Genomic DNA, 12,259 nt, shown 5'->3' with positions numbered 1-12,259 from the left:
ATGGCTGACCAGGCTTCGCGCCGCTTTGCGCGCATCGATCGTCTCCCCCCTTACGTTTTCAACATCACCGCTGAACTGAAGATGGCCGCCCGCCGCCGTGGCGAGGACATCATCGACCTGAGCATGGGCAACCCCGATGGCGCCACACCGCCGCACATCGTGGAAAAGCTGGTGCAGGTCGCCCAGCGAGAAGACACCCATGGTTACTCCACTTCCCGCGGTATTCCACGCCTGCGCCGGGCCATTTCGCACTGGTACAAGGATCGCTACGAGGTCGACATCGACCCGGAAAGCGAAGCCATCGTCACCATCGGCTCCAAGGAAGGCCTGGCGCACCTGATGCTGGCCACCCTGGATCACGGCGACACGGTGCTGGTGCCCAACCCCAGCTACCCGATCCACATCTACGGCGCAGTGATCGCCGGCGCCCAGGTGCGTTCGGTGCCGCTGGTGCCGGGCGTTGATTTCTTCATCGAGCTGGAACGGGCGATCCGCGAGAGCATCCCCAAGCCGAAGATGATGATCCTCGGCTTTCCCTCCAACCCGACCGCGCAGTGCGTGGAACTGGACTTCTTCGAGCGCGTGGTGGCCCTGGCCAAGCAGTACAACGTGCTGGTAATCCACGACCTGGCCTACGCCGACATCGTCTACGACGGCTGGAAAGCCCCGTCGATCATGCAGGTGCCGGGCGCCAAGGACATCGCCGTGGAGTTCTTCACCCTGTCCAAGAGCTACAACATGGCCGGCTGGCGGATCGGCTTCATGGTCGGCAACCCGGAGCTGGTCGGCGCCCTGGCGCGGATCAAGAGCTACCACGACTACGGCACCTTCACCCCGCTGCAGGTCGCGGCCATCGCCGCCCTGGAAGGCGACCAGCAATGCGTGCGCGACATCGCCGAACAATACCGCCAGCGCCGCAACGTGCTGGTCAAGGGCCTGCACGAGCTGGGCTGGATGGTCGAGAATCCCAAGGCCTCGATGTACGTGTGGGCGAAGATTCCGGACGCCTATGCCCATCTTGGCTCCCTGGAATTCGCCAAGAAGCTGCTGGCCGAGGCCAAGGTCTGCGTGTCGCCGGGCATCGGCTTCGGTGACTATGGTGACGATCACGTGCGCTTCGCGCTGATCGAGAATCAGGATCGCATCCGCCAGGCGGTGCGCGGCATCAAGGCGATGTTCCGCGCCGACGGGCTGATCGACGCGCCTGCCGCGAAAACATCGCGCAAGGCCAGCGAAGCAGGCTGACCGCCACGGCGCGGCACCGCAAGGGTGCCGCGCCGCGTTATGATCGCCGCTCACCCCGCAGACGAGCGCGCCATGCAGGACCTCGGCAACTACCCTCACATTCGCCAGTCGGCCATCCGTTCGCTGTTCGAGATCTTCGAGCAATCCAGCGAAGGCACCATCATCGTCGACCGCGACGCCCATATCGTCTGGATGAACGAGCGCTACGCCCAGCGCTTCGGCCTGCAAAGCGCCAGCGAAGCCATCGGCCGCCCATGCGAAAGCGTGATCCCCGGCAGCCTGTTGCGCGATGTGGTGAACAGCGGCCGGCCGATCCTGCTGGACATGATGGATACGCCCCGCGAACCGCTGGTGGTCATGCGCCTGCCCATCCATGACGACGCCGGCCAGGTGATCGGTGCCATCGGCTTCGCCCTGTTCGACGAACTGCAATCGCTGTCACCGCTGCTGGCCCGCTACCAGCGCATGCAGCAGGAGCTGGCCTCGACCCGCTCGCAGCTCAAGTCGCGCCAGGCGAAATACAGCTTCGCCCAGTTCATCGGTACCAGCGCCCGCAGCCTGGAGGTCAAGCGCCTGGCGCGGCGCAGCGCGACCAGCGACTCGGCGGTATTGCTGCTGGGCGAGACGGGTACCGGCAAGGAACTGCTGGCCCACGCCATTCACAATGCCTCGCCGCGGGCCAGCAAGCCCTTCGTCAGCCTGAACACGGCGGCGATCCCGGAAACCCTGCTGGAAGCCGAGTTCTTCGGCACCGCGCCGGGCGCCTTCACCGGTGCCGACCGCAAGGGCCGCGCCGGCAAGCTGCAGATCGCCCATGGCGGCACGCTGTTTCTCGACGAGATCGGCGACATGCCGCTGCCCTTGCAGAGCAAACTCTTGCGGGTGCTGCAGGAAAAGGAGTTCGAGCCGGTAGGCTCCAACGAGGTACTGCGCAGCGACGTTCGGCTGATTGCCGCCACCTCCATCGACCTGGAAGCGGCGGTGCGCAAGGGCACCTTTCGCGCCGACCTGTATTACCGGCTCAACGTGCTGACCCTCGCCGTGCCGCCGTTGCGCGAGCGCCTGGAGGATTTGCCGGCGCTGTGCGAGGCGATCTTCGATGCGCTGCAGGGTCGCCACGAACTGCACCCCGAAGCCATGGCCCTGCTCGGACGCCACGCCTGGCCGGGCAACGTGCGTGAGCTGCACAACGTGCTGGAACGGGCCTGCCTGCTCAGCGATGACAGCGTGCTCGACTACAAGGCGGTCGCCACCGCGATCGGCACCGTGCATCCTTTGCCCGAGACCCAGGACATCGTTGCGCAAACCGATGAAATCGAAGACTTCCATCAGGCCCGCGCCAACTTCGAACGCGAGTTGATCCGCAAGGCGCTGGCCGCCACCACCGGCGATGTGCCGCACGCCGCGCAACGCCTGGGCTTGGGGCGCTCAACCCTGTACCGAAAGATGCTTGAGCTGGGACTTTCGTCCTGATTCCGGGACGCATCCCACTTTCGGGATTAGCGCAAAGGCCATGCTGGAAGGTGCAATCCTCCATCATCGTCCCAAATTTGGGACGAGCGCCACAGCGCAAGGCCAAGAAGAAAATAAAACCCTTTAGATTCAATTGCTTAAAAATTTGGCACAGAACTCGCTATAGCCAGGCTGCGGGCTCACCCGCCGCCGACAACAAAAACAAAAGCGCCCACAGCGCCTGAGCGAGTTACTCGAAGGCTAACGGCAGCCTGTCGATTCGCCGCGTTGCAGGGTCAGGAGATCGTCGATGAGTGTCATCATCGCCCTCGCTGCACTGGCTTTACTGATGCTGGCTGCCTACCGCGGCTATAGCGTCATCCTCTTCGCCCCCATCGCTGCGCTCGGCGCGGTACTGCTCACCGACCCCAGCGCCGTGGCGCCCGCCTTTACCGGGGTGTTCATGGAGAAGATGGTCGGTTTCATCAAGCTCTACTTCCCGGTATTCCTGCTCGGTGCCGTGTTCGGCAAGCTGATCGAGCTGTCCGGCTTCTCGCGCTCGATCGTCGCCGCCGCCATTCGCCTCCTGGGTACCGGCCAGGCGATGCTGGTGATCGTGCTGGTGTGCGCCCTGCTCACCTACGGTGGCGTATCGCTGTTCGTGGTGGTGTTCGCGGTCTACCCGTTCGCCGCCGAAATGTTCCGTCAGAGCAACATTCCCAAGCGGCTGATTCCGGCGACCATCGCCCTTGGCGCGTTCAGCTTCACCATGGACGCCCTGCCCGGCACCCCGCAGATCCAGAACATCATCCCCACCACCTTCTTCAACACCACCGCCTGGGCCGCACCCTGGCTGGGCCTGATCGGCAGCCTGTTCGTGCTCGGTATGGGCATGCTCTATCTGCGCCGCCAGTTGAACAAGGCGGTGCGCGCTGGCGAAGGCTACGGCACCGAGCTGCGCAACGAGCCGGAAACCCCGGACGACATCAAACTGCCCAGCCCCTGGCTGGCCATCGCGCCACTGATTCTGGTGGGCGTGGCCAACCTGCTGTTCACCCACTGGATTCCCCAGGTCTATGGGCCGACTCACAGCTTGCAACTGGCCGGCATGGCCGCGCCGCTGCAAACCGACGTCAGCAAGCTCACCGCCATCTGGGCCGTACAGGCCGCGCTGCTGCTGGGCATCCTGATGGTGCTGGTCAGCGCCTTCGGGGTGATCCGCGACAAGCTCGCCGAAGGCACCAAGAGCGCTGTCGGCGGCTCGCTGCTGGCGGCGATGAACACCGCGTCGGAATACGGCTTTGGTGCGGTGATCGCCTCGCTGCCGGGCTTCCTGATCCTCGCCGATGCGCTCAAGGGCATCCCCGATCCGCTGGTCAACGAGGCGGTGACGGTCACCTTGCTGGCCGGCATCACCGGCTCGGCCTCGGGCGGCATGAGCATCGCCCTGGCGGCCATGTCCGACACCTTCATCGCGGCGGCCAACGCCGCCAACATTCCGCTGGAAGTCATGCACCGTGTCGCCTCCATGGCCAGCGGCGGCATGGACACCCTGCCCCACAACGGCGCGGTGATCACCCTGCTGGCGGTCACCGGACTGACCCACCGCGAAGCCTACAAGGACATCTTCGGCATCACGATCATCAAGACCCTGGCGGTGTTTTTCGTGATCGGCGTCTTCTACACCACCGGCATCGTTTAGTTTTCGTGAGAAGCGCGCCTCGCTGCGCGCTTAAGGAGTTGTTATGAACCTCAAAGGCAAGACCGCACTGGTCACCGGCTCCACCAGCGGCATCGGCCTGGGTATCGCCCAGGTGCTGGCCGAGGCCGGCGCCGATCTGCTGCTCAACGGTTTCGGCGACGCCCAGGCGGCCATCGATAGCGTGGCCGCATCTGGCGGCAAGGTGCTTCACCACCCCGCGGACATGAGCGATCCGCAACAGATCGAGGCGATGATCGCCTACGCCGAGCGCGAGTTCGGCGCCATCGACATTCTGGTCAACAACGCCGGCATCCAGCACGTCTCGCCGGTGGAGGATTTCGCCCCGGAACGCTGGGACGCGATCATCGCCATCAACCTGTCCTCGGCCTTCCACACCACCCGCCTGGCGCTGCCCGGCATGCGCCAGCGCAACTGGGGGCGCATCATCAATATCGCCTCGGCCCATGGCCTGGCCGCCTCTGCCGGCAAGAGCGCCTACGTGGCGGCCAAGCATGGGCTGGTCGGTTTGAGCAAATCGGTGGCACTGGAAACCGCCACAACCGGTATCACTTGCAACGCCATCTGCCCCGGCTGGGTGCTGACGCCCCTGGTGCAGGCGCAGATCGATGCGCGCGCCGCCGAAAGCGGTGACAGCGAGGGTGAACGGCGCAATCTGCTGGCCGAGAAACAGCCCTCGCTGGAGTTCGTCACACCCCGGCAACTCGGTGAGCTGGCGTTGTTCCTGTGCAGCGACGCCGCAGCTCAGGTGCGCGGCGCGGCCTGGAACATGGATGGCGGTTGGCTGGCGCAGTGACGCGCTAGACTGCAGCCCAAAACGACAAGAACCAAGAGGTAACCCCATGCAGCAACCGCTTTGGACGCCCACGGCCGCACGCATCGGCGCCACCCGGATGGACGCCTTCCGGCGCTTCGTCAATCAGCGTCATGGCCTGGAACTGGCCGATTACCCGGCGCTGCACGCCTGGAGCGTGAGCGAGCGAGAGGCGTTCTGGCAGGCCATCGCCGAGGTCTTCAACGTGCGCTTCGACCAGGCGCCGCGGGCGGTGCTCGAAGAAGGCCCGGCGATGCCCAGCGCCCACTGGTTCCCGGGCACCACGCTGAATTTCGCCGAACATTTGCTGCGCCGTCGCGACGACCATCCGGCCATCGTCGCCATCGGCGAAGACGGCAGCCGCGAGCAACTCAGCTACGCGCAACTGGCCACCCATGTCGCCGGCTTGCAGCGTAGCCTGCGTGCGGCTGGCGTGGGCATTGGCGACCGGGTCGCGGCGTTCATGCCCAATACCTGGCAAACCCTGGTCGGCATGCTGGCCACCGCGAGCCTCGGCGCCACCTGGTCGAGCTGCTCGCCGGACTTCGGTACTCAAGGGGTGATCGACCGATTCGGGCAGATCGAACCCAAGGTGCTGATCGCCTGTGCGGGCTACCGCTACGCCGGCAAGAACCTCGACCTGACCGACAAGCTCAACGAGATTCTCACCCACCTGCCGACCCTGCAGCAGTTGGTCGTCGTGCCCTATGCCAACACCGGCTGCCAGGCCGAAGACTTCAAGACCCAGGCGCAGGTCGCCTGCTGGGAGGATTTCTACCAGGCCCAGGGCGAGCCGACCTTCACCTCGGTGCCGTTCGCGCACCCGCTTTACATTCTCTACTCCAGCGGCACCACCGGCGTGCCCAAGTGCATCGTCCACGGCGTCGGCGGCACGCTGCTGCAACACGTCAAGGAGCTCGGCCTGCACAGCGACGTGACGGCCGAGGACACCCTGTTCTACTACACAACCTGCGGCTGGATGATGTGGAACTGGCTGGTTTCCGGCCTGGCCCTGGGCGCCACCCTGGTGTTGTACGACGGCTCGCCATTCCACCCCGAACCCACGCGATTGATCGACCTGATCGACGCAGAAGACATCAGCGTGTTCGGCACCAGCGCCAAGTTCATCGCCGCCCTGGAAAAGTCCGGTGCCAAGCCGCGCGAAACCCACGAACTGCAACGCCTCAAGGCAATTCTCTCCACCGGTTCGCCCCTGGCCCACGAAAGCTTCGATTACGTGTACCGCGACATCAAGGCCGATGTCTGCCTGTCGTCCATTTCCGGCGGCACCGACATCGTCTCCTGCTTCGCCCTCGGCAACCCGGTTTCGCCGGTGTATCGCGGCGAAATCCAGTGCAAGGGCCTGGGCATGGACGTGCAGGTGTGGGACGACGCCGGCAAGGCGGTGGTCGGCGAAAAAGGCGAGCTGGTCTGCGCCAGGCACTTCACCTCCATGCCGGTGGGCTTCTGGAACGACGCCGACGGCGAGAAATTTCGCAGTGCCTACTTCGAGACCTTTCCCGGCGTCTGGGCCCACGGTGACTACGCCGAACAAACGCCTACCGGCGGGCTGATCATCCATGGCCGCTCCGACGCCGTGCTCAATCCCGGTGGCGTGCGCATCGGCACCGCCGAGATTTACCGCCAGGTGGAAAAGGTCGAGCAAGTGCTCGAATCCATCGCCATCGGCCAGGAGTGGGACGGCGACGTGCGCGTGGTGCTGTTCGTGCGCGTGCGCGACGGCGTAACGCTCGACGAAGCGCTGCAGAAACAGATCTGCCAGGTGATCCGCGCCAACACCACGCCGCGTCACGTGCCAGCGCGCATCGTTGCGGTAGCCGACATTCCACGCACCATCAGCGGCAAGATCGTCGAACTGGCGGTGCGCAACGTGGTGCACGGCAAGCCGGTGAAGAACACCGACGCCCTGGCCAACCCAGAGGCGCTGGAGCTGTTCCGCAACCTGCCGCAACTGCAGCAGTGATCACCCATCGCCCGGGTTCACCACCCGGGCGATGACCTACCACCGACGGCAGCTCGTCGCTTTTGCTCGCCAATAATCAGCGGTTCACAGATATCTCGCCGGGCAGTTCCTATACTCATGGCATAACGCCAAGGAATGCCCACGTTGCGCCTTCTCACCTGCCTGTTGCCATTGCTGCTTTGCTGCTCGGCAGTCGCCGAACCACGCACCATCCAGCTGTTCATGCCGGATGCCCCACCCTTGGCGTTGCAAGGCGAGGATGGCCATGGCATCACCGGTGATGCCGCCATCATGGCGTTGCAGCGCGCCGGTTATCGCGTGGCGGTGCAGAACATGCCCTGGCCAAGGGCGCAGAAACGCACCCAGGAACTGCGTGATGCGTTGATCGTGCCGCTGTCCAGAACCACCGAACGCGAAGGCCTCTACACCTGGGTGGTCAACATTCAGCCGCTGTACCGCGCCTTCTTCACCCTCGACGATCCGGTTGCCAGCCTCGAAGAGGCACGTCAGCGCTATCGCCTGGTGGCCGTTGGCCTGGGTTCGGCCCAGGAAGAAATCCTCAGGCGCGCCGGCTTCACCCGCGACCAGTTGTATGCCCTGAAGCTCGGCGACCGGCCGATTCAGCTGGTCAGGCGCGGTCGGGTAGACGCCTGGTTCACCACCGACCTGGAGGGCCGCCACCAGTGGGACGACGGCCCGGCCCTGGCCATGAGCGCCCTGCTCGCGCCCCAGGACATGTACATCGCCTGCTCGCTGCGGTGCGACCCGCAGCTGGTCCAATCGGTCCACGACGCCCTCGAAGGCATGCGCGTTGACGGCAGCCTGCAGCGCATCATCGAACGCTATGTGCCCAACCGCTAAAGGCCACCTCTAAAAATCTGTTCATAATTTTGAGCCCAGGCTCGCCGATTTTTGCCGCTAAGGGCCGGGAACGGACGTGTGCGACCTTGTGGGAGCGGCTTTAGCCGCGAGTTTTTATCAAGACAAATAAAGAGCTCGAGGCTAAAGCCTCTCCCACAAATGAGCGGCAGCGTCTGCCTTGTAGCTGCCGCTTCAAACGCATAAGGATCGTGAACAGACTATAAGGCAGTTGCCCCACTCAGGCTTTACTGCTGGAATGCTGTATCGCTTCACAGGAACACCCCATGTCCAGCTATCAGGACCTTATCGCCATCGGCGAGTGCTTCGATGCCTTCGCCAGCCGCGGTCTGCCAGCCGAAATCGAGACAGTACGAACTGCACGGGCGCTGCTCGGCCAGGCCGACGCCCTGAGCGGCAAAATCCATCAACGCCTGGCCGCCATTCAGGGCCGCTACCACCTGCTCGCCGCCGGCGAAATGTGGTGCCCGGATTGCCAGTTGAATCTCGCGGCGATGGACCACCTGCAGCGTCTGCAGCCCAAAGTGAGCTTGGCGATCATCTCCAAGGCCCGCGCCGAGCACGCGTTGAAAGCGCAACTGGAACTGGAGCGTATCTCGATTCCGCTGGTGCTGGTTCTCGACGATGGGTTCGAACCCATCGGCCGTTTCGTCGAACAGCCACAGGCGGTAGTCAACGGCGGTGAGGCAGCCAAGATCGACTACCGCGCCGGGCGTTATCTGCAAAGCACGATTACTGAAGTGCTGGCGATCATCGAAGTCCACGAAGCTCACCCACAGTGCTGACTCGTTACGGCAGATAGGGCCGGATCACACCCATGGCACGGTCGACGAACGCCTGCTTCTCACCCACCGGCGCCACGTAATGCAGCACCTCGGCACAGGCCTGCTCGCCCGCCAACCGGGCGATGGCCCAAGCCGCCAGATATGGCGCCGACAGGCAGCCGCCGGCGGTAGCCAGATTGCCGCGAGCGAAGAAAGGTTGGTCAAGCACCTCGAGGCCTGCGTCGATGACCCAAGGCTTGGTGGTGAGGTCCGTGCAGGCCGGCATGCCCTGCAACAACCCCAGGCGGGCCATCAGCAAGGTGCCCGAGCACTGGGCACCGATCAGTTGGCGCTGCGGGTCGAGCTGCAGGCGTTCAAGAGTGCCGGCGTCTGTTGCGATCTCACGGGTCTTGATGCCGCTGCCAAACAGCACCACGTCTGCCTCTCGGGCATACTCCAGCGGCTGCTGAGCGTGGATACGCACGCCGTTCATGGAGGTGACCTCCGCACTCGGGCAGGTGATCGCCGCCTGCCAGCCATGCTCGCGCAGACGATTGAACAGCGCACTGGCAACGAACGAGTCGAGCTCATTGAAACCATCGAATGTCAGAACCGCCACGCGCATAGCCTTCTCCCGGCAAATGGGTTGAGCCGCCAATCTAAGGGGCTCGCCCCATAGACGCCACGCACAGCGCAGCGCCATCTTGCCGGTACAGTCAGTGAGGCGAACTCAGATGCCCTGACGGCCCGGGTCTTCGGGAGGCGTGTCCTGTTCGATCTCTTCCAGCTTGAGTTCCAGCCCCCAATCGGCCGGGGCGGCGACCTTGGGTGCGCTGGCCGCTGGTGCCACCGGCGCCGCAGCGGGTGCCGGCGTCGTGGACGTTTCGCGGTATAGCTTTAGCTTGAGGCGCACGTTGTTGGCCGAGTCGGCGTTCTTTACCGCCTCCTCCTCGTCGATGGCGCCCTCGTTGACCAGGTCGATCAGCGCCTGATCGAAGGTCTGCATGCCGAGGTTCTTGGACTTTTCCATGATCTCCTTGATCTCGGAAAACTCGTTACGTTTGATCAGGTCACGGATGGTCGGCGTGCCCAGCAGCACCTCGACGGCGGCGCGGCGCTTGCCATCGACGGTCTTGACCAGGCGCTGGGACACGAAGGCCTTGAGGTTGTTGCCCAGGTCGTTGAGCAACTGCGGGCGGCGATCTTCGGGGAAGAAGTTGATGATGCGGTCCAGCGCCTGGTTGGCGTTGTTGGCGTGCAGTGTGGAAATCGCCAAGTGACCGGTGTCGGCGAAGGCCAGGGCATGCTCCATGGTTTCCCGGTCGCGGATCTCGCCGATCAGGATCACGTCCGGCGCCTGGCGCAGGGTATTCTTCAGCGCCGCGTGGAAGCTGCGGGTGTCCACACCGACTTCGCGTTGGTTGATGATCGATTTCTTGTGCCGGTGCACGTATTCCACCGGATTTTCGATAGTGATGATGTGTCCGCCGCTGTTGCGATTGCGGTAGTCGATCAGCGCGGCCAGGGAGGTCGATTTGCCCGACCCCGTACCGCCTACGAACAGCACCAGCCCGCGTTTCTCCATCACCGTCTTGAGCAGCACTTCGGGCAGTTTCAGATCCTCGAAACTCGGAATGTCGAGCTTGATGTTGCGCGCGACGATGGACACCTCGTTGCGCTGCTTGAAGATGTTGATCCGGAAACGACCGACGCCATTGAGCGAGATCGCCAGGTTCATTTCCAGCTCGCGCTCGAACTCTTCGCGCTGGGCGGCGTCCATCACCCCCTCGGCGATTTCCGCCACGGCGCCGGCCTTCAACGGCTCGCTGCTCAGGGCCTTGAGCACGCCGTTGAACTTGGCGCAGGGCGGCGCACCGGTCGACAGGTACAGGTCCGAGCCGTCCTGGCTGGAAAGGATTTTCAGCATTGCGTGGAGATCCATGAGCAGCGTTCCCGTCGACTGAAGCTATTACGTTAGCCAAGATTGAAAAATAGACGACCTTGAAAGGCCGGATAAATGGCGCCATTTAACTGGCGCCGCGAATACTGGCACAATACGCGCCCGATAACTGAGGAACCTGTCATGGCAAAGGCAATGGCCCGCCACATCCTGGTCAAGACCGAAGCGGAAGCCGCTGCTCTGAAGAAGCGCATCGCCGGCGGCGAAGCCTTCGACGTGCTGGCGCGCAAACATTCGACCTGTCCGTCCGGCAAGAAAGGCGGCGACCTGGGCGAAGTCCGCCCCGGGCAGATGGTGCGGGTGATCGATCAGGTGATTTTCAAGAAGCCGCTGCGCGAAGTGCACGGCCCGATCAAGAGCCAGTTCGGCTATCACCTGGTGCAGGTGTTCTTCCGCGATTGATTGGCACCAGGTGCAAAGCGCCTGTCACCGGCTGCGAAAGATCTTAGAATTGCCCGCTTTCACCCGAATACCACGAGTTACCTTGTCAGCCATGCCCACCATCACCCTCGACATCGAGCGCTGCGCCCGCCAACTGCAGAGCGGCGAACTGGTCGCGATGCCCACCGAAACCGTCTACGGCCTGGCGGCCGATGCCCGCAACGGCGACGCCGTGGCCAAGGTGTTCCAGCTCAAGGGGCGCCCGGGCAGCAACCCGCTGATCGTTCATCTGGCCGATGCCAGCCAGGCGGCCGACTGGGTCCGCGAGATCTCGCCTGAAGCGCAGATGTTGATGGACGCCTTCTGGCCGGGGCCGCTGACCCTGGTACTGCCGGCCCGTGACGATGTGCTGCGCAGCGTTACCGCCGGGCAAGACAGCGTGGCCCTGCGCGTACCGGCTCATCCGGGCGCCCGCGCCTTGCTGCAGACCTTCGGTGGCGGGCTGGTGGCGCCGTCGGCCAACCGCTACATGTCGATCAGCCCGACCAGCGCCGCCCACGTCGCTCAGCAGTTCGCCGATAGCGAGCTGCTGATCCTCGACGGCGGCGCCTGCCAGGTCGGCCTGGAGTCGAGCATCGTCGCCCTGCTGCCCGGCGACAGCCCGCGCCTGCTGCGCCATGGCATGCTCGACCAAGAGCGCCTGCAGCAGGTGCTCGGCCAGGCTCTGGACACCCAGGCCGGCGGCCTGCGCGCGCCCGGGCAGCATCGCCGCCACTACGCGCCAGGCACCCTGGCCAGCACCTTTGTCGAGGTCCCCAACGCTGCGCTGGATACGCCGGACTGCGGCTGGATCTGGTGCGGCCAGGCCCGTCCGACCCTCGGCCCGGCCATCGACCTGAGCGCCGACCCCGAACGCTATGCCGCGGGCCTGTATGCAGCCCTCTACCAGCTCGATGCTTTGCAGCTGCGCCACCTGCATATCGCCCTGCCGCCACAAGGCGCCGCCTGGGCAGCGGTACACGAGCGCCTGCAGCGCGCCACCACCCAGTAACCCACACGG

The 12,259-nt window shown here is 64.4% G+C and carries 11 protein-coding genes; 9 read left to right on the top strand and 2 right to left on the bottom strand.

Annotated elements, in window-relative coordinates; genetic code table 11:
• The 7 genes from alaC to FB481_RS20990 all read left to right on the top strand — a co-directional run bounded on the left by alaC (position 1) and on the right by FB481_RS20990 (position 8,879).
• On the top strand, positions 1–1,245 hold the full coding sequence (gene alaC, locus FB481_RS21020; RefSeq protein ID WP_013791540.1) for an alanine transaminase: 1,245 nt from the start codon (positions 1–3) through the stop codon (positions 1,243–1,245).
• Between the two features lie 72 nt (positions 1,246–1,317).
• Positions 1,318–2,718 (top strand): sigma-54-dependent Fis family transcriptional regulator, encoded by a 1,401-nt coding sequence (locus FB481_RS21015; protein WP_147177628.1) that lies wholly within the window; start codon positions 1,318–1,320, stop codon positions 2,716–2,718.
• A gap of 289 nt (positions 2,719–3,007) precedes the next feature.
• Entirely contained in the window at positions 3,008–4,399 is a 1,392-nt protein-coding gene (locus tag FB481_RS21010; RefSeq protein WP_147177627.1) for a GntP family permease, read from the top strand.
• A gap of 43 nt (positions 4,400–4,442) precedes the next feature.
• On the top strand, positions 4,443–5,213 hold the full coding sequence (locus FB481_RS21005; RefSeq protein ID WP_147177626.1) for a 3-hydroxybutyrate dehydrogenase: 771 nt from the start codon (positions 4,443–4,445) through the stop codon (positions 5,211–5,213).
• A gap of 46 nt (positions 5,214–5,259) precedes the next feature.
• Positions 5,260–7,215, top strand: a complete 1,956-nt coding sequence (locus FB481_RS21000) for an acetoacetate--CoA ligase (RefSeq protein WP_147177625.1) — start codon at positions 5,260–5,262, stop codon at positions 7,213–7,215.
• A 135-nt stretch (positions 7,216–7,350) separates the two neighbouring features.
• Positions 7,351–8,076, top strand: coding sequence for a transporter substrate-binding domain-containing protein (locus tag FB481_RS20995; protein WP_147177624.1), 726 nt, complete (start codon positions 7,351–7,353; stop codon positions 8,074–8,076).
• A gap of 284 nt (positions 8,077–8,360) precedes the next feature.
• On the top strand, positions 8,361–8,879 hold the full coding sequence (locus tag FB481_RS20990; protein ID WP_147177623.1) for a thioredoxin family protein: 519 nt from the start codon (positions 8,361–8,363) through the stop codon (positions 8,877–8,879).
• A gap of 4 nt (positions 8,880–8,883) precedes the next feature.
• Here the strand turns inward: FB481_RS20990 and FB481_RS20985 are convergent, their stop codons facing one another.
• Both FB481_RS20985 and FB481_RS20980 read right to left on the bottom strand, forming a co-directional pair.
• On the bottom strand, positions 8,884–9,483 hold the full coding sequence (locus tag FB481_RS20985) for a DJ-1/PfpI family protein (RefSeq protein WP_147177622.1): 600 nt from the start codon (positions 9,481–9,483) through the stop codon (positions 8,884–8,886).
• Positions 9,484–9,588: 105 nt separating this feature from the next.
• Positions 9,589–10,800, bottom strand: a complete 1,212-nt coding sequence (locus FB481_RS20980; protein ID WP_178109912.1) for a PilT/PilU family type 4a pilus ATPase — start codon at positions 10,798–10,800, stop codon at positions 9,589–9,591.
• A 141-nt stretch (positions 10,801–10,941) separates the two neighbouring features.
• Between FB481_RS20980 and FB481_RS20975 the strand changes: the two genes are divergently transcribed.
• On the top strand, positions 10,942–11,220 hold the full coding sequence (locus FB481_RS20975; RefSeq protein WP_013791549.1) for a peptidylprolyl isomerase: 279 nt from the start codon (positions 10,942–10,944) through the stop codon (positions 11,218–11,220).
• Between the two features lie 91 nt (positions 11,221–11,311).
• The gene (locus FB481_RS20970; RefSeq protein ID WP_147177621.1) at positions 11,312–12,250 is read left to right on the top strand and encodes an L-threonylcarbamoyladenylate synthase; all 939 of its coding nucleotides are present in this window, start codon (positions 11,312–11,314) and stop codon (positions 12,248–12,250) included.
• Positions 12,251–12,259: the final 9 nt, after the last annotated feature.

The sequence above is a fragment of the Pseudomonas sp. AG1028 genome (assembly GCF_007993955.1).
In the GTDB taxonomy this organism is placed as follows: Bacteria; Pseudomonadota; Gammaproteobacteria; order Pseudomonadales; family Pseudomonadaceae; genus Aquipseudomonas; species Aquipseudomonas straminea.
The sequence above is the reverse complement of the archived record's forward strand: the minus strand, read 5'-3'. Positions and strand labels throughout refer to the sequence as shown.

Bases quoted from the DNA above. Each gene is read 5' to 3' on its own strand.
- FB481_RS21010 (WP_147177627.1), top strand. From the start codon at position 3,008: ATGAGTGTCATCATCGCCCTCGCTGCACTGGCTTTACTGATGCTGGCT.
- FB481_RS21005 (WP_147177626.1), top strand. From the start codon at position 4,443: ATGAACCTCAAAGGCAAGACCGCACTGGTCACCGGCTCCACCAGCGGC.
- FB481_RS20970 (WP_147177621.1), top strand. From the start codon at position 11,312: ATGCCCACCATCACCCTCGACATCGAGCGCTGCGCCCGCCAACTGCAG.
- FB481_RS21015 (WP_147177628.1), top strand. From the start codon at position 1,318: ATGCAGGACCTCGGCAACTACCCTCACATTCGCCAGTCGGCCATCCGT.
- FB481_RS20990 (WP_147177623.1), top strand. From the start codon at position 8,361: ATGTCCAGCTATCAGGACCTTATCGCCATCGGCGAGTGCTTCGATGCC.
- FB481_RS20985 (WP_147177622.1), bottom strand. From the start codon at position 9,483: ATGCGCGTGGCGGTTCTGACATTCGATGGTTTCAATGAGCTCGACTCG.
- FB481_RS21000 (WP_147177625.1), top strand. From the start codon at position 5,260: ATGCAGCAACCGCTTTGGACGCCCACGGCCGCACGCATCGGCGCCACC.
- alaC (WP_013791540.1), top strand. From the start codon at position 1: ATGGCTGACCAGGCTTCGCGCCGCTTTGCGCGCATCGATCGTCTCCCC.
- FB481_RS20975 (WP_013791549.1), top strand. From the start codon at position 10,942: ATGGCAAAGGCAATGGCCCGCCACATCCTGGTCAAGACCGAAGCGGAA.
- FB481_RS20995 (WP_147177624.1), top strand. From the start codon at position 7,351: ATGCCCACGTTGCGCCTTCTCACCTGCCTGTTGCCATTGCTGCTTTGC.
- FB481_RS20980 (WP_178109912.1), bottom strand. From the start codon at position 10,800: ATGGATCTCCACGCAATGCTGAAAATCCTTTCCAGCCAGGACGGCTCG.